The sequence below is a fragment of the Endozoicomonas arenosclerae genome (assembly GCF_001562015.1).
GTDB lineage: Bacteria > Pseudomonadota > Gammaproteobacteria > Pseudomonadales > Endozoicomonadaceae > Endozoicomonas_A > Endozoicomonas_A arenosclerae.
On sequence record NZ_LASA01000096.1, the window covers coordinates 1 to 16,235 of the forward strand.

The 16,235-nt window shown below is 47.5% G+C and carries 15 protein-coding genes; 10 read left to right on the top strand and 5 right to left on the bottom strand.

All coding sequences use genetic code 11. From position 1 onward, the window contains the following. Positions 1-209: 209 nt before the first annotated feature. The 5 genes from WG89_RS15260 to WG89_RS15280 all read left to right on the top strand — a co-directional run bounded on the left by WG89_RS15260 (position 210) and on the right by WG89_RS15280 (position 4,197). Positions 210-539, top strand: coding sequence for an HAD family hydrolase (locus tag WG89_RS15260; RefSeq protein WP_062267640.1), 330 nt, complete (start codon positions 210-212; stop codon positions 537-539). A gap of 164 nt (positions 540-703) precedes the next feature. Further along, on the top strand, positions 704-1,225 hold the full coding sequence (locus WG89_RS15265) for a DinB family protein (protein WP_216638499.1): 522 nt from the start codon (positions 704-706) through the stop codon (positions 1,223-1,225). Positions 1,226-1,462: 237 nt separating this feature from the next. Next, entirely contained in the window at positions 1,463-3,208 is a 1,746-nt protein-coding gene (locus tag WG89_RS15270) for a hypothetical protein (protein WP_062267644.1), read from the top strand. A 122-nt stretch (positions 3,209-3,330) separates the two neighbouring features. Beyond that, the gene (locus tag WG89_RS15275; RefSeq protein WP_153301619.1) at positions 3,331-3,780 is read left to right on the top strand and encodes a cupin domain-containing protein; all 450 of its coding nucleotides are present in this window, start codon (positions 3,331-3,333) and stop codon (positions 3,778-3,780) included. A gap of 39 nt (positions 3,781-3,819) precedes the next feature. Then, positions 3,820-4,197, top strand: coding sequence for a hypothetical protein (locus WG89_RS15280; protein ID WP_062267648.1), 378 nt, complete (start codon positions 3,820-3,822; stop codon positions 4,195-4,197). 73 nt (positions 4,198-4,270) lie between these two features. On the opposite strand, the gene WG89_RS15285 is transcribed toward WG89_RS15280, so the two are convergent. Further along, entirely contained in the window at positions 4,271-5,890 is a 1,620-nt protein-coding gene (locus tag WG89_RS15285; protein ID WP_079253859.1) for a phosphatidylinositol-specific phospholipase C domain-containing protein, read from the bottom strand. A 461-nt stretch (positions 5,891-6,351) separates the two neighbouring features. Here WG89_RS15285 and WG89_RS15290 point away from each other — a divergent pair, with 461 nt between their 5' ends. Further along, a complete protein-coding gene (locus WG89_RS15290; RefSeq protein ID WP_062267650.1) occupies positions 6,352-6,750 on the top strand; it encodes a glycine zipper family protein in 399 nt (132 codons plus the stop codon). A 48-nt stretch (positions 6,751-6,798) separates the two neighbouring features. Here WG89_RS15290 and WG89_RS15295 read toward each other — a convergent pair whose 3' ends face one another. After that, complete coding sequence (locus WG89_RS15295) at positions 6,799-7,920, bottom strand: acyl-CoA dehydrogenase family protein (protein ID WP_062267652.1); 1,122 nt, start codon at positions 7,918-7,920, stop codon at positions 6,799-6,801. 27 nt (positions 7,921-7,947) lie between these two features. Next, positions 7,948-9,129 carry an acyl-CoA dehydrogenase family protein gene (locus WG89_RS15300; RefSeq protein WP_062267654.1) on the bottom strand — a complete coding sequence of 394 codons (1,182 nt, stop codon included), beginning with the start codon at positions 9,127-9,129 and terminating at the stop codon, positions 7,948-7,950. Positions 9,130-9,862: 733 nt separating this feature from the next. On the opposite strand from WG89_RS15300, the gene WG89_RS15305 reads away from it, so the two are divergent. Further along, the gene (locus tag WG89_RS15305) at positions 9,863-11,116 is read left to right on the top strand and encodes a hypothetical protein (RefSeq protein ID WP_062267656.1); all 1,254 of its coding nucleotides are present in this window, start codon (positions 9,863-9,865) and stop codon (positions 11,114-11,116) included. A 110-nt stretch (positions 11,117-11,226) separates the two neighbouring features. On the opposite strand, the gene WG89_RS15310 is transcribed toward WG89_RS15305, so the two are convergent. Continuing rightward, a complete protein-coding gene (locus tag WG89_RS15310; RefSeq protein ID WP_062267658.1) occupies positions 11,227-11,880 on the bottom strand; it encodes a ChrR family anti-sigma-E factor in 654 nt (217 codons plus the stop codon). After that, complete coding sequence (locus WG89_RS15315) at positions 11,877-12,434, bottom strand: sigma-70 family RNA polymerase sigma factor (RefSeq protein WP_062267660.1); 558 nt, start codon at positions 12,432-12,434, stop codon at positions 11,877-11,879. The genes WG89_RS15310 and WG89_RS15315 overlap by 4 nt, the downstream gene beginning before the upstream one ends. A gap of 291 nt (positions 12,435-12,725) precedes the next feature. Here WG89_RS15315 and WG89_RS15320 point away from each other — a divergent pair, with 291 nt between their 5' ends. The 3 genes from WG89_RS15320 to WG89_RS15330 are packed head-to-tail and all read left to right on the top strand — an operon-like array spanning position 12,726 to position 16,221. Next, positions 12,726-14,078, top strand: coding sequence for an NAD(P)/FAD-dependent oxidoreductase (locus tag WG89_RS15320; protein ID WP_062267662.1), 1,353 nt, complete (start codon positions 12,726-12,728; stop codon positions 14,076-14,078). A gap of 42 nt (positions 14,079-14,120) precedes the next feature. Then, entirely contained in the window at positions 14,121-14,963 is an 843-nt protein-coding gene (locus tag WG89_RS15325; protein WP_062267664.1) for a DUF1365 domain-containing protein, read from the top strand. A 13-nt stretch (positions 14,964-14,976) separates the two neighbouring features. Next, positions 14,977-16,221, top strand: a complete 1,245-nt coding sequence (locus WG89_RS15330; RefSeq protein WP_079253861.1) for an SAM-dependent methyltransferase — start codon at positions 14,977-14,979, stop codon at positions 16,219-16,221. The last annotated feature ends 14 nt before the right edge of the window (positions 16,222-16,235 follow it).

Sequence of the window (16,235 nt, forward strand, 5' to 3'; positions counted from 1 at the left end):
GTGCCAGTTTGGATTTGTAAAAACAGCGTATCGAGGCATCGGGAAAAATGACAATAAACTGGCCACTCTTTTTGCTCTGGCTAATGTGGTTAGATTGGATCAAATGCTACGTAGGGGTTAATCTGCCTATCAGCCGAGAAAACCGGCTGAAAAGTAGATAATGAGCGACCCTATCCTCGCTTTTAGTTCTAAGAATTGTGTTTTAGAACATGCTCAAAGGATTGATGGACTTCTTCACACCTTCCTTAGCCACAATCAAAGCTTTGGGTTTTGACGACTATTTCGATGCCGTTGTATGTTCTGGTGCTCTAGGTATCAAAAAACCGGATAGTCGTATATTTGAACATGCAGCCAGTGAATTGTCTGTTGCTGTCGATAGCTGTTGCTATATCGGTGATCACTATATCAATGATTACCAGGGAGCTAGAGAGTGCGGTATGCAGGCTTTCTGGCTGGAAGGGTTCCAGTCATTGCCCGAAGGGCAAAGTAGGCCAGAATTCACGATCAATAGACTGGAAGATCTGTGTCAGCATCTATAGTAAAGATGCTTTGATGGCTAGAGTTATCTAAACCTCCTCACCTTTGAACCCCATATAATAGCCAGAACAGGACAGTGAGGTTTCAAGCATGAGAACATCTATTTTGCCAAAAATAGTCAGGTCAACGAGCTGTAATCGGTATGGACTTATCTGCAAATTTTAGAATGTTAGCGCTGTACAATCAGCGAATGAATCAACAGTTAATCTCTGTCTGTGAAAAGCTTTCCTATGAACAGCTGCATCAGGACACCCATTCATTTTTTCCAAGTGTCATGGCTCACTGGAATCATATTTTGTTTGGTGATTTGATCATGCTCCAGCGTCTGGTAATGAATCGTCTGGCTGATGTTGATCCTGCTTTGTTGAAAGAATTGCCCCAGGCATTGTCGGTAAACGATGAATATGTATCGACTCTTGATGAGCTTAAACCGCTGAGAGCCCTTGTTGATTCTTTATATATTCAAATGACTAAGGCCTTTTCAACAGAGGACTGTTTGAAAATAGTTAGATATACAACAACAGAAGGTCAGGCCATTGAGCGAACTCTGGGAGAGTTTTGCCAGCATATTTTTAATCACCAGACACACCATAGAGGCCAGCTTACGTGCATCTTGAGCCAGTTTGGCATTGACTTCGGTTGTACGGATCTACCAGTCATTGTGCCAGAAGGCGCCAGTGCAAAATAATGCCGTTTCGAATAAATAAGAAGGTGCCTTCAAGGTCCTATAAAAATGCATGAATCAGCCCATACTGCTGCGGTTTAAGTCTATGGTTACTGGCAATAACTCAATCAGTCAACTTGAAAGATTGATATTCAGTTCATAATCCAGCATTATTTTTCGGAGTTTGTGTGAACTAGTACTCATTAATACAGGTCTGGATGCCTGAATAAAGAAAATAAGACTGATAGGACGACTACACGGATGAAGTTGATAAAGACAGGTGCTGTTCTGGCGCTGTGCTCTATTGCCTCCCTTTCTCACGCTGAGCGTATTGGCACCCAATATTTTTACGGTTATCAGGATCAATTCCACAATGGGAAGTGGGGTATTATTGATGATCTTGATTATCGCCAACTCAAACAAAGCATGCCTGCCCGTGAGGCTAAAGCCCTCTACATTGATGACAATGGACGTATTCAGTTTGACGTTCAATGGACTCGCCAGACGTTAAAGCGGATGTACCCAGAGATGTGGGAGGAGGCCATGAAACTCGAGGGCAAGGCTCGCCGGGAGCGGATTCAGGATATCCGTGATATGGCTTGTGACGCCAAGCTCGAGATCGGTTATGCCAGAACTTATGGAATAAACGGCGATGGCTTTGCCACCGAGATGGATACTGACCTCAACGCCCCCAATATGGAAGGTTGTGCAAGAACAGTGGATGGCGAAGCCGCTGCAGTAAGGCTCAGAACCTTTATCCCTACCGTTCCGGGCGCCAGCTACAGACTCCATGTTAAGTACCAGAAGCGTGGCTACAACCATTCCGCTCGGGGACTCAGCCAGAACCAGGCTTACAAGGATTTGCTTGTCAGGGTAGGCGCTGATCGCCATGCACTGAGTCTTGAGGAAGAACAGCCCGTTAAGCTGGACCATGTGACTATGGATCTCCCTGATGCATCCACTGATAACCTGCTTTTGTTTGATGGCCAGATTCTGGATGAAGACGGCGATGCCTGGGTACGCTACACCAACCGTACCAGTCATACCGAGACTCTGTATTTTGTCTCAGGTTCTGGCAAGAAATTAACCAAAACCTTCACAATAGCGGGTGAAACAGCCACTTATTTTAATCTTGGGTCGCTGGATAAATCAGACTCTGTGTACGCTGTATTGAACGACCTGGATCAACCTGCCATTGACTTCAACTTTGACGCTCTCAATCTGGCGGATCGTTTTGAAGCACCTTATAACGTCAAGCTGGAAGAAGGTTTCAAGAAGTCGGTAATTCCTTTTGTTGCCGATAAATTCTTTACCCGCATAGCCCTGAACGACAAATCTTATGCTGATACTTTCGGTGTGTTGATTCGTGGTGTTCATGTTGAAAGGGTGGAAGGTAATCCTCTGGAAGAAGGGTGTCGGGCTATTTACCCTGCTAACAACGGCAAGCTCAGGAAGTGCCTGCTGGGTGACTCCAGTGATCCGGTGGCGGAAGCCTGTGATTTAGGTACTGGTAAAATCTTCTGGACTGAGGGTAAGAATACCCGGAGCGACTCATACCGTTCTGATATCGAGAACCTGTTTTACAGTGTGGGTAAGGGTGAGTTCCTGTCACTGGGTCAGGGTGGGCGAGTAATGATCAAACCTGCGCTGGCAGGCAAAGCGGCAAGCTGTCCGGTTATGAATCAAACCTTGTCATTCAAGGAAGTGACATGGGGTAATAAAACCTATGAAACTTACGCCGAGAAAGGTCTGGTCAAGGTCAAGCTAAAGGGCTGTCAGGATTCATCTATGAACGGCAATAGGCTGCTGACTAATGATCATTCCATGAGCAGTGCCTTGCATACAAACGACAGCTTCAGCTATAGCTTTGGTGAAGCCTACGAAGGTTGTCGGATGCACAGCTTGACCATTGTTGATCGGACCCAGAAGATCAAGCCTTCCCAGGCTGGCTATGTAGCCAACTCTGACGGGGTGGACATTAATAGTCTGATGATGAGCTCTAACTAAACGATGAGCTCTCACGTTGCGGCCAAAAGCAGGGTCGCAGCGTGCCTTTCTTCTTTCCTGATCCCTGGCTTATTTTTTGGTGGTAAAATAACAGACCTGTTCTCTGAAAAATGAGTGCTGTCATGTCAGACGAGAATGTGCAGCAACCCTACTGGCATTTGTGGGTTGATGAAAAAGGTGTCTCCCGAACCACCCGCTGTTTTATGAACCATTTTGATTTAGTTCAATATTCCAATCCCACGCCTGAGTATCATTGCACTGGCCTTCCTGAACCTTTGCATACCCGTTTTGTCGTCTTGCCACCGGGCTATGAAGCTCCGATGCATCCAACGCCTAAACCCCAGTGGGTGATTGTTTTACAGGGTGGCTGGTATACCCGAACACTTGACGGCAATGAGGTTTACTATCGGGCAGGTGATATCCACTTTGGCGCGGACCTGCCAATAGCCGGTGTACCAGAAAATCAGCAGGGGCACAGTTGCCGAAATACCAGTCAGACGGAACCTTTGGCGGCCATGATTATTCAGGTGTGTGGTGCGCTACCCCAACCTGATGACTTTAAGTCGCTATAAGCTCTTCATCTTTTTCAGATTCATTGCTAGAGATCCCTTATGAGAAAAGTCAGTTACTTTCCTGTTATTTTACTTTTACTGTTTCTGGCTGGTTGCACAGAACATACGACCTCGGAATATTCGGCAATAGGCCTGACTCCAACGAACCATGGGGCCGTCAATGAGCAGTTGGCCATTGTCTCAGGGGTCATCGTCGAAGAGATGAAGCAGGGGACGGACGGCTCAGTCTGGAAATTCAGAGCGAATGACGGGGCTATATACGCATTGGTTGTTAGCATTCCTAATTTGGGCCCACAGGAAAGTGAGAATATAGATATCATTAAGCCCGGAGCCCAGGTCCGCATCATTGGGGATAGCTACAAACTGGGGAATGAGCGTAGACTGATTGCCAGAGAGATTGCAGTCCATTCAGATTGAGTGGTAGAAAAACCAGTAATTCTTTCTCCAAGAACTACTGGTTACTACTAGCGAAAAGAGATCAATCCTGGCCTCAGTTACCCCACTGCCATTGCTGGTTTTTACCGCCGTGGTATTGCCATTGACCAACCTTTGCACCCTGCCAGTCACCGTAGGCATCAACAGCAATTGAGGCATCATGTCGGCTTCTCAGTGAGTTGCCTACCCAGTCAAAGCGCAGATTGTTGTTATCCAGACATTCCCAGATAACGATTTCACCGTTGCTGAATGTTTGTCCTCGATTGTCCAGACATTTACCCAGCTTGCTTCTCAAAAAGCCATTTGATGAGTCATACGTCCACTTCTGGGCGTCGGAACCATTACACTTCCAAAGTCTTACATTGGTTCCGTTGTCACGGTTACCGCCTTCAACGTCGAGGCAGAGATTACTGCGTTGATCCCTCAATTCGCGATAGCCTGCCAGTAACGGGTAAACTTTCTGGCTGGGAATCTGCCAGACGCCTTCCTGAGTCTGGTCGTGGTAGTTCAACCAGACATTGAACATACTGCCTTTGACTGATTTCAGTCGTTCGTTATCCTGGCTGTTTGTAGGAACAGAGAATCGATAGTTGCCCAATTCTGCGCAGGCCTGGCTGCCTTGATTCCAGGGTCCGGTTTTGAAGCTGAGAGCCCATTCGCCGGTATCATTGCTCTGGCAGGCAAAATAATAATTTGCGGAACAACTTTGGTCGTCCCAACGTCCAGACATGGTACTTACTGCACAGTGCTGATTGCCACCATGGTTATTGGGTTCATTTCTGGCCCAGCTCCATACGGCAGCATCAATCCGATCACCCGGTACCATATCATCCAGATTGACAATATTGACGCCTTTGGCGAAGGACTCAGCCACTTCATGAGCTTCGATACGGTCTACACCGCCTCCGCTGGTGAAGAGGTCAACAATTTTGGCGACTGTTGTGCCATCTTCCCAGATTCTGGAAACCTTACCCAGACCACTGAAGGCCATATTCGCCAGTTCACCATCGTTGGCACAGCCTTTGTCTTTCCAGAGAATCACCTGTTTCCCGGCCTCCAACACTTGAGCCTTGGTCAAGGTGTCACCAATGGGCTTACAGCCACCACTTTGGAAGATCTTGCCACCCAGCTTACTGTTTAACTGTTGCCTTAGAACAGAATGTTTGCCGTTAGTGTGGTCTTCGATGTAGAGAATGATGACTTCGTTGGGATTGCTATTCAGCCATTGACGTACTTCCTGAAGTCCATCGGTTAAGCGTCTGTCTTTCAGGCTGCAGCCAATATCCAGATCACCCAGTTCTTTACCTATGCCGGAGTGGCAGAGTAAGAGATCCGTTCCCCATTTCCATGGAGCTCCATGAGTGTGGGCCGTCCAGTGAGCATCCAGCTCGATAAACCGAGCCCCCATTCTTAGCTGGTCATAGATCGAATATTTTTGTTGAGGATCGTGATATCGAAGAGCGTTTCGATACACTTCAGAGTTGTATGTATTGTGGGTGCCGAGAATGCTGTTATTGATGATGGGGGCGTGGCTGTCCAGTTGTCTTTGCATGGCCAAAGCCTTGCTGGTCCAGCTTTTTTCAAAGTCGCTGATTTTGTCGGCCTGAGCGGAAGCCGCCAGCCCCCCGATAATGGCAGTCTGCAGTAGCCTGCCCAGATGTTTTCTTATTGTCATAATAATTATTTTTGTTTTTTACATCATTTTTGATGTCAGGTTTTATTTTTATATTCCCTGCGTAATCACTCGCTCTGAGGTGCCTTCCAATGAACGAATGGTTTGGCAGAGATAAGGCAATAATGAAGAGAGTTGATTAAAAAGTAAACGACCGTTTGAAAATGATCCATGGCTGTCTTTTTTAATATGAAAGTAAAAAAATGAACGATAACTATTCCAGTGAATTCACAGATTCCGACCGATTCGAAACAGAGCTGATGTCGTTGCCGGACGATATTTTCAGAAACATGATTTCAATCCTCTCATTGAAATAGTCGATATGAACAGAACCTGAAAAAGAGATCGTATTTCGTCCAGTGCGTATATTGAGAAAAACAGCCGCTTTCTAAACTCATGTCTCTTTATTTAAGGCAGTGCTCTTTTACTAATAAAACTGCCGTCGCACACTGAGGATGTTGTACATGATCAAGAAAGCCCTGATTCTGGCCTCTACTTCTTTAATGGTGGCCTGCGCTTATAATTCTGCTCCGGTAGTGGGCCCTCATGATAAAACCGAAGCTGAATATCAGCAGGATGTGGCAGATTGTCATGACTATGCGGCTAAGGTGGATAAGGGCGAAGCGGCTAAAACCGGTGCTATTAATGCCGGTATTTTAGGTGCTGTTACCGGTGCAGCGGTTGGCCTGGTTGAAGGTGATGGGATTGAGGGTGCCGTAGTTGGCGGCGCTGTTGTCGGTGGCCTTGCAGGTGCCGGGGCGGGTGCTGCAGGTGGTGCGATGCAATCCACACAGGATCAGTCTTATGTTCTGCGTCGTTGCCTGGCAGGTAAAGGCTACGACGTGCTGGATTTGCGTCCTTGAATAAGTTTTGAGTCGAGCCAGGCTACCCGAAAGTAGCCTGACGGTTTATCAGCGATTCGAAAACTCTTCAGCAATGCTCTCGCCCAGCTCACTGAGCAGCCGGGCTGAGCCACCCAGTGTCAATTCCACCTGTTTACTCCAGAGCGCATAGCGGAAAAGAGGGTAATCCCTGTCAACGCCGATGCCACCATGAAGATGCTGGCTGGCCTGACTGATTCTGTGAGTCACATCTCCACACCAGATTTTGGCGATTTTTACGGCGTCATCCGCCGGTTTTTCCTGATCCAGCAATGATATTGCTTCGGCACTGGCCAGTCTGAGACATTCCACATCAATATAAGCGTCTGCTGCCCTATGAGCCACAGCCTGAAACGTCGCAATTTTGACATCAAACTGTTCTCTTTCTGTCGTGTATTCAGCCGTCAGTTTCACCATTCGATCTGTAATGCCGACACTGAATGCGCAGAGTGCAGCCTGTGTTCTTTGCAGGGCATAAGTCATGATGACTTCTGCATCAGAACCTGTGGCCATAATGTCAGCGTCATTGACCAGAACATTGTTCAGAATAATCTGGCTCTGAGCTTCACCGCTGGTGCTCTGCTGCTCTGCCAGTTCCACCCCTTCACTGTCTGGGGAGAGCCAAAGGGCGATCAGACCTTGATCAGACTGAGCGCTGATGAGCACTTTCTCAGCCTGACTACCGTATGGAACACAATGTTTGATGCCATTGAGTTGCCAACCGCCAGCCACTTTTTCAGCCGTGGTGGTAGGTGTTAGTGGGTCATCATTTAAAGGCTCTGCGAAAGCCGTTGAAATGAGTGTATTGCCTGTCACTACACGACTGAGTATTTTTTTTTGCTGTTCTGGTCCAAATCGTTGCAGAGGCATGGCTGCACTCACCAGAACCGGTATCAGGGGAATAGGCGCCATGGTGCGGCCTGCCTCTTCCAGAACCAGGCAGAGGGTTTCAAAGCCGAATCCCAATCCTCCGTGAGCGTCATCAATAGCTACTCCTAGAATCCCGGTACTGCTCAGGTCTGACCAAAGGTTAGCGTCGTAAGTCCCTTTGCCATCAAACTGTCTAAGGTGTTCGTTGTCAGTCTGGTCAGCAAAGATCTGAATGGCCAGCTTTTGAACATCCTGCTGCTCGGCGGATAATTTAAAGTCCATCGTATTTCTCCTGTTGGGCTCTGGCAGTTATCGAGCCCTTGGCATCCACAAACCGGCAGCCGAAATAATATCCCGCTGAACTTCGTTACAACCCCCACCAAAGGTCAGAATGCTGCCAACCCGGTAGCGGTGTTCCAGTCTTCCCTGTAGCAGGGAACCAGGGCTGTCTCCGCCAATGGTGGCGTCTTGTCCCAGCACTTCCATCAACAGTCGATACACTTCTACAAAGTATTCTGTGCCATAGACTTTGGCCACAGAAGCCTGTTCCATGCCCAAACGGTTTTCTTCAATAGCCCAGGCCTGTTTCCAGTTCATCACCCTTAGTACCTCCAGGCCGGTTTTAACTTTGGCCAGGTTGGTTTGCACCCAGGGTTTACTGATGATGGGCTGGCCATCCCTGCCTTTGGTTTCTGCAGCCCAGGTGGCTACATCTTCATACAGGATCTGGATAGGACCGTGATTCACCAGGCTGAGCCGTTCACGGTTAAGCTGGCCGGTAATCAGTCGCCAGCCTTTATTGACTTCACCTATCTGATATTTGTCGTCCAGTTGCAGGTCTTCAAAGTAGGTGGCGTTGGTGCGCACACCTAAAGTCCAGATGGGTGTGTGGGAAAAGCCGGGGTTGTCTTTGGGCACCAGGAACATGGACAGTCCCTTGTGCTTTTTGGTGGCATCCTGGTCGGTTCGGGCTGCCAGCCAGACGTAATCGGAAAAGTTAGCGAGACTGGTCCAGATTTTCTGGCCATTAATAAGCCATCCTGCGTCGTTTTTTTCAGCCCGGGTTTTCAGAGCGGCCAAATCAGTGCCTGCACCGGGCTCAGAGTAGCCAATGGCAATGACTACTTCACCCTGCAGAATGCCTTTTACGACAGTTTCTTGGATTTCATCACTGCCGTATTCCGCCAGAATAGGACCAATGGCTTCGGTGGTCAGGAAAGGGTAGGGGAAGCCGGAACGCATGACTTCTTCGGTAAAGATGTATTGTTCAATGGCGGTAGCTTCACGACCACCGTATTCTTTGGGCCATGAAAGGGCTATCCAGCCATCCTGACCCATTTGTCGTAGGCCTTTCCGATACTCGGGGCCACCTCCTTCATAATACTCAGGGTCTTTCATTTCCTCGATCATGGCGGGGGTCATGATCGACTTCATATACTCTCTGATCTCAAGCTGCAGAGCCTGCTGCTCAGGAGTCAGGGTAATGTCCATAGCACTGCTCTCTTTCTTATTCTTTTTAATGGTCCGAACTACTCCGTATCGGACAAGCGCTATCAATATCGGTTGTCAGGCTCTGCAGGTCAAGAAAAATTAAGTCACTTGTCTTTTTTTGGTGGGTGTGTTTTGTGTTATCAGGTTTGTGGCTGAAACACCGAACCTTTCCAGGTGTCATAGCCGGTATGGTTAGAGAACATGGCCGTGTTGACGGGGCAGACATTGAATCCCATTCGCTGAAAGGGGAAAACAACCGATGAGTTGCTTGCGTGTCCATAAGCTACATGGTACCAACTGAAGGATATCACCCAGGAATCGATGGAGATGAGAATCAGTCAATTCGCGGGGCGACGTAAGTTCATCTGAATTCTCTATACTAGCGCGCACCGCTTTAATTTCAGGCTCTCCTTGCTCTCCCCTTGGCTGACCCTGCGCTTCTTTACTTATCTCATACAGTGACGAATGTCTGCGGTATTTTTGAAGGAAAACGAACTTAACGCAAATAAATGCATCAAAGATTTTAAGAAAGTAAAATAAGCTCTAGGAAGGACAAGTGAATACTACTCTACAAAAGGTAAAACGAAAATCGTTAATATACCTCTTCTTATCAATGATTTTTCTGATAAACCTTTCATATGCAAGCGATTTTTTAGAAAGTGTCCCAGTGAACATAACCACTCCCTGCTGCGGAACCTGGCAAAATTTTCTTTGCGCCGGACCAGCAAATGGGATGGATTTTTATGTATTACCAAAAGGGGAGGCCGAGCATGAGTACAATCTTCCTCACGGATGGCTTCCAAAGAGTGATTTTGTCTTCACCGTATACAAAAAGACTAAGTCTTATAAGAAACTAGGCCTCAATATCAAGCTCAAACCTGAGTATGACGGACTTTCTGTCATGTGTTCGAGCATTATTTTCAATCCTATACAGATTCAAAGAGCTTCTGCTTATATACTGCTCCAGCCTGGGATAGGGTCGGCAGACAACGTACAATTCTCACCTGACATCATGCAAGCAGTCTGGCTTCATCCTTCGCAAGTCTTTGGTGTTGATCCAGAACCAGAAGATTTCCGGTATGACGTAGAAATTAAAGATCTGTTTCTCCAAAAGATCATAGCCCAAAGCATTCAACAAAAAGGTAGGTACTTTAAGGCTCAAGAAACAGCTGAGATAAATTTCCAAAGTGGGGGGGCAGAAGGAAGTGGTACTCATAGCGGCAGCTCCGAGGGTAGTGGGACAGGACGGTTTTTGGAGGGAAATACTCAGTTACTTATGCCTTTTCCCAGAGTCGTCCCCTGCCGACGTTACTCTGCCAAAATAACACCTTATCTGCCTCATGAAGGCTATCAGGGTCCTTCTGTCACCAAGGTAGTCAAAAGCTCTGGAGACTACTATTCGATTGAGGGTATCCAGTTATCTTATGGTGAAGATACTATTACGGCAAGAATCAGACTTCAGCACCCAGATCAATCAAATGCCTGCATCCAGCAGTTGGAAGTAGATTATGAAGTTGGAACATATCGCCTTAACACTTACGAGCTTGCCGATCAGATTGCCGAGAATGAAGGAGTCGTCGAACTGACTTTTCGCCCAAAAGAAGGGCAGAATCAATATGAAATTACTGCTTATATTCTCGATGAGGCAGGAACTGCAAAACAAATTAAAATTGCTGAAGCCCATTTTCCTCGGACAGAAATAGACAGCTCTGGGGCTACAAGTTCTATTGAAAGTATGATTATGGCAACCTCAGTATTGACTGTTGTAGGCATAGCTCCCTCCAGCAGTATTGAGAAATCAACAGCATTACTGCCTGAGCCCAGTGTCTGGACTCCTGCTTCTGATCTACCTTCATCTGAACCGACCAACGTATGGGGCCCCGGCACCAAGCAGCACCAAGATCTATTCATTGGAGGTGTAATCGTTGTTGGCGCCATATTGAGCGTAAGCACCGGAGTTTTCATTGTCTATAAGATCGTTCGTTGAATATTTAACTCAACAGCCACCAGCACCACACCGGCTAAAATCGGTGTTTTTAACCTTTTAGGGACTAATACAAGGATAGGTACAGTCCAATCACTATTACACCTTCCAGCTCAGAGCTGGAAGAAAGGTTGCAAGAGCCTGGGTACCAGTCCGTTAAACCTAAGGGGGGCATCGGTGGCAATCAGGCAAATACAGCCTTCGTGAGTATCGGCTACTGGTTGGTGTTGAACATCCGGGTCCAGGTCGGCCACGTCACCGGCACAGAATCGGCCTAACTCATCAGAGTAGGAGCCTCTGATAACCATGGTCAGCTCAGAGCCGGTATGTCCGTGGGATGGCATGCAGGTCCCCGGTGCTATTTTCAATAGTCTCAGGTTGCTTTCTGCGGCTGGCAGAATAAACTGTTTGAGTCCGGGCGCCATGGTTTTCCAGTGCAGGTCATCCAGATAGTGACCCAGTAGATGTCTTAGTGGTGCGGGCACATCGGCATTATCAGGGACATTCTGTTTTGCCGGTTTGGCAGGTTCTGCAACTTGCTCGGTGTCATCCAGCATGGCCAGAATGTCGTCTCTTGCTCCTGCTGACAGAGGAGCAGGTTCCAATTCTTCCAGTAAACTGATGCCAATCTGTTCAGCCTCCTGTACATGACGGCTGCAGTGACTACAAACGCTCAGGTGTGCGGCCACAACCGTTGCAATGGCGTCAGGCAGGCTGCCTGCAGAGTAACTCATCAGGGTACTGAGGTCAGGATGATGTGTTGTCATTTTACCTCTCCCATCTGATTACGAAGTTTGGTGAACGCCAGTCTCAAGCCTGATTTCACGCTGCCCAGGGGCATATCCATGTCTTCAGAAATTTCGCGGTGGCTTTTTCCTTCGTAATACACCTTGTAGACCAGCTGAGCCTGTTGTTGAGGCAGGTTGTTCAATGCTGACTTGATCTTGTCAGAGTCAAACTCAGTCATAGCCGGAACAAAACTGCTTTCCGGGTAGTTATCCAACGGTGACATAAGATCCGCTTTTTCTTTTCTCAAACGATCAATCCACAAGTTTCTGGCAATTCTGAAGATCCAGGTGGATGCAGTGGATTTGTCGGGGTCATAACTCTTGCAGTGTCTCCAGACCGACAGCATGGTTTCCTGAACCAGTTCTTCAGCCATTTCTCCATGAGCGCCCTTGGACATCAGGTGTCGCTTCAGTCTCGGCGCAAAAAAATCATAGAGCAGGGCAAAAGTCTGCTTGTCCCGGTAACGACCCAGGTCTACCAGTGACTGTTTCAGCTGGTCTGGCGTTTCAGTGCTGCTGTTGTCTGGATCCATTGTGCTCTTCTTCGAGAAATGGTCGGAGCCTGACGATCCAGTATGGCAATTTTTATTGTCATGATCCGTCATTTCTAGCTCATGCTTCCTAAACGGCTCAAGGCTGTTTGTCTGTATTGGACTTATCATCAGAATATCGCGTCTTCAGCCCATTTGTCTCTCTATACGAAGCAAAGGCGTGATCGGATCACTGGAGGGAGAGGTAGAAAGTTAGATCAATTGACTTACAAGTGATCCAAATGCGGGAATAAAGCGTAGAGATTTCTGAAGCTTACGTTTACAGGTCGCTCTATGACAGTTAAAGGACTCAATATTGCTGTAATTGGATCAGGCATAAGCGGACTATCCAGCGCCTGGTTACTGTCTAAACAGCACAATGTCACCCTGTTTGAAAAAGATGATCGTTTTGGCGGTCACAGTAATACGGTGATGGTCAAAGACGGCGATCAATCCATCCCGGTTGATACCGGATTTATTGTCTTCAATAAAAAAACTTACCCGAATCTGACGGCATTGTTTGATCATCTGGATGTTCCTGTCGTGGATACCGACATGTCGTTTGCTGTTTCAATGGATGATGGGCGAACTGAATATTCCGGCACCGATCTGAATGGACTCTTCGCTCAGCGTATCAATCTGCTAAAGCCCGGATTCCTGAGAATGCTGTTGGATATTTTCAGGTTTTATCAGGCCAGTAATGACTTGATGAAACAGCTCAACCCATCCGTTACTCTCAGAGAGTTGCTCTCGGGACGGGGTTACAGTCAACGTTTTATTGATGATCATCTGGTACCCATGGGTGCTGCTATCTGGTCAACACCTTCAGATCGGATGCTGGATTATCCAGCATTGGCCTTCATGAGGTTTTGTCAGAATCATGGATTGCTCCAGCTCACAGATCGTCCCCAGTGGCAAACAGTGAAAGGAGGCAGCAAAGAATACGTTCAACGCCTCCTGGCCGACATGGATGGTTTGGCAGTCAAAAATCGTTGTGTTCGAAAAGTGAAACGTCATGGGGATCGGGTCGTTATTACCGATTTGCAGGGTGACACTCATGAGTTCGATCATGTGGTCATGGCCTGCCATGCTGATACTTCTCTGGCTATGCTCAGTGAGCCGGATGAGCTTGAACAGTTATTGCTGGGGGCTTTCAGCTTTCAGCGCAACCGGGCCATTTTGCACAGCGATGAACGACTCATGCCTTCCAGGAAAAGGGCCTGGGCCAGCTGGAATTACTTTGGCACCCACTCGGGAGAGGGCCCTTCACTCACGTATTGGATGAACCGTCTCCAGCATCTTGAAGGTCCTCCTCTGTTTGTTACTCTCAATCCTTCCATAGAGCCTGAAAAGATTCATGGCTGCTATCTATACGACCACCCGGTTTTTGATCGAAATGCCCTGGAAGCACAGTCTCGATTGTGGGAGTTGCAGGGAAGAAACCGCACATGGTTCTGTGGAGCCTGGTTTGGCTATGGTTTTCATGAAGACGGATTGCAGTCAGGTCTGGCTGTTGCCGAAGCCCTGGGTGGAAAAAAACGACCCTGGTCTGTCGAAAATCAGAATGATCGGTTGGTATGGCCGGAGCACGGTATTGGAAAAAGACCGGTCACTTCTGGCATGGAACTTGTTCATGAAATCTACTGATGTCATGACGATGAGCAACCTCATTAGCATCAGGAGGGGGTTATGAATTCAGCAGTCTATTGGGGACAGTTAATGCATAATCGCATTCGGCCCCGCAAGCACCGGTTTTCATATCGGGTAGCTTCCTGGCTGATTGATCTGGATGAACTGAGCAGTCTGGATAAGCACTTGAAGCTGTTTTCTGTTGATCGTTTCAATCTACTCTCTTTTTATCAAAAAGATTTTGGTGATGGTTCTGGTAGAGATCTGAAGGTTCAAACCGAAGAACTCCTTGCTGCACATGATGTCCCGGCCCCATCTCAAACTTTGATGTTCTGTTACCCAAGAGTTTTAGGGTATGCCTTTAACCCTTTGACGGTTTACTACTGTTTTTCATCGGATCAGAAGCTTCTGTCTCTGATATACGAAGTGACCAATACTTTTGGTGAACGACACAGTTATGTTATTCCCGCTGAAAAAGCAGAAGAAGGACAGATGCTGTTTCATCAAGCTGTTGAAAAAAAACTGCACGTCTCGCCTTTTTTCAAAACCGATTGCCAATACGGCTTCAGAGTGCAATTACCAGGCAAGACGATGAAGCTGGCCATCAATCTCAACGATGCCGACGGAAAGTTATTTGCAGCAGTGTTTAAAGGCGATCGTCAGGTATTAAGTGATTTCAATATTCTCAGGCAGTTATTGGTTCTGCCTCTGCAAGCCATCAAAGTCATTCTGGCTATTCATTGGGAAGCTCTGCGTTTGTTTCTCAAGGGAGTGAAGGTGGTTCGCCATGTTCCAAAAGATCGGTTCTTCAGTTGGAGCCGGGGCTGGGCGGGTCATCCTGACAGTCATGAGGAAAAAGCAGGCACGAATGCCAATAGCGCAAGAAAAGTACTTTCACGGTAGACAGGAGGCATCAATGCTGGAAAGTTCAGGTAAAAGTCTGTCGCAGAACAGTTTTATCGGGGTTCAGAACCCAACCACCGTGAGCGAAGGAAGTCAGCTGCCCAGAACACTGAAGTGGCTGCTGGCTAAGCTGGAACGGGCTTCATTCAGTCGAATAGAACTGCAATATGCTGTCAGTCTGATAAAAACCGGTCAGCCCCAACGCGATGTGCCCATTCCCAGGGTAAAGATTAACCGACCCCTGGGTTTATTGAGATCTGCAAACCGGGGAATTATTGGTCTGGCTGAGTCCTACATGAAAGGAGACTGGGACACTCCGGATCTTCAGGCATTGCTCGATTGGGGTATTCACAATGAACAGGCATTGGAGAGAAGTTTTTCATCTAACTGGCTGTTCAGGAAGCTGAAACGTTTCGGTCATGTTTTGAACAACAACAGTCGTAAAGGAAGTCGACGCAATATTGCCGCCCATTATGATCTGGGCAATGACTTTTACCAGCTTTGGCTGGATCAGACCATGACCTACTCCAGTGCAGTTTTTACTAACGACAGTGAATCGCTGGAACAGGCTCAGGCAAATAAATATCAACAGGTATCCAAATGGCTGGAAGCACGGCCTGAGGATTCTGTTTTAGAAATAGGCTGCGGTTGGGGTGGTTTTGCCAGGGCATTGAAGCAAGAAGGTGGGCAGAACTATTCTGGTGTGACTTTATCCACAGAGCAGTTGCAGTTTGCCCGTGATTCTCTGGAGGGTTCGTCTGGATTCAACTTCGAACTGAAAGATTACCGGGATATCAAAGGACAGTATGACCGAATTGTTTCCATCGAAATGCTGGAGGCTGTGGGTGAAAGTCACTGGCCCGTTTATTTCCAGAAAGTGTTCGATGTTCTGAAGCCAGGCGGCACTGCGGTTATTCAGGTCATCACTATTGATGAAGAACGCTTCAGACGGTATCGAAAGGAAGCTGATTTTATTCAGAGTTACATCTTTCCGGGTGGCATGCTGCCAACCGATCAGATCATTCATGAGCAATGTCAGCACGCGGGCCTGGATGTGGAAGATGCTTTTTCTTTCGGTCGTGATTACGCCAGAACGCTTTCCATCTGGGCGAATTCATTCAAGCAACAGTGGCCTGAAATCAAAGCCATGGGCTTTGACGAACATTTCCGGCGGATGTGGCTCTTTTATCTGGCTTATTGCGAAGCGGGCTTTAAGGAAGGAAGCATTGACGTAAAGCTATATAGGATCAGGAAATAACTCATGAAGTGGGC

Bases quoted from the DNA above. Each gene is read 5' to 3' on its own strand.
- WG89_RS15260 (WP_062267640.1), top strand. From the start codon at position 210: ATGCTCAAAGGATTGATGGACTTCTTCACACCTTCCTTAGCCACAATC.
- WG89_RS15265 (WP_216638499.1), top strand. From the start codon at position 704: ATGTTAGCGCTGTACAATCAGCGAATGAATCAACAGTTAATCTCTGTC.
- WG89_RS15270 (WP_062267644.1), top strand. From the start codon at position 1,463: ATGAAGTTGATAAAGACAGGTGCTGTTCTGGCGCTGTGCTCTATTGCC.
- WG89_RS15275 (WP_153301619.1), top strand. From the start codon at position 3,331: ATGTCAGACGAGAATGTGCAGCAACCCTACTGGCATTTGTGGGTTGAT.
- WG89_RS15280 (WP_062267648.1), top strand. From the start codon at position 3,820: ATGAGAAAAGTCAGTTACTTTCCTGTTATTTTACTTTTACTGTTTCTG.
- WG89_RS15285 (WP_079253859.1), bottom strand. From the start codon at position 5,890: ATGACAATAAGAAAACATCTGGGCAGGCTACTGCAGACTGCCATTATC.
- WG89_RS15290 (WP_062267650.1), top strand. From the start codon at position 6,352: ATGATCAAGAAAGCCCTGATTCTGGCCTCTACTTCTTTAATGGTGGCC.
- WG89_RS15295 (WP_062267652.1), bottom strand. From the start codon at position 7,920: ATGGACTTTAAATTATCCGCCGAGCAGCAGGATGTTCAAAAGCTGGCC.
- WG89_RS15300 (WP_062267654.1), bottom strand. From the start codon at position 9,129: ATGGACATTACCCTGACTCCTGAGCAGCAGGCTCTGCAGCTTGAGATC.
- WG89_RS15305 (WP_062267656.1), top strand. From the start codon at position 9,863: ATGGATTTTTATGTATTACCAAAAGGGGAGGCCGAGCATGAGTACAAT.
- WG89_RS15310 (WP_062267658.1), bottom strand. From the start codon at position 11,880: ATGACAACACATCATCCTGACCTCAGTACCCTGATGAGTTACTCTGCA.
- WG89_RS15315 (WP_062267660.1), bottom strand. From the start codon at position 12,434: ATGGATCCAGACAACAGCAGCACTGAAACGCCAGACCAGCTGAAACAG.
- WG89_RS15320 (WP_062267662.1), top strand. From the start codon at position 12,726: ATGACAGTTAAAGGACTCAATATTGCTGTAATTGGATCAGGCATAAGC.
- WG89_RS15325 (WP_062267664.1), top strand. From the start codon at position 14,121: ATGAATTCAGCAGTCTATTGGGGACAGTTAATGCATAATCGCATTCGG.
- WG89_RS15330 (WP_079253861.1), top strand. From the start codon at position 14,977: ATGCTGGAAAGTTCAGGTAAAAGTCTGTCGCAGAACAGTTTTATCGGG.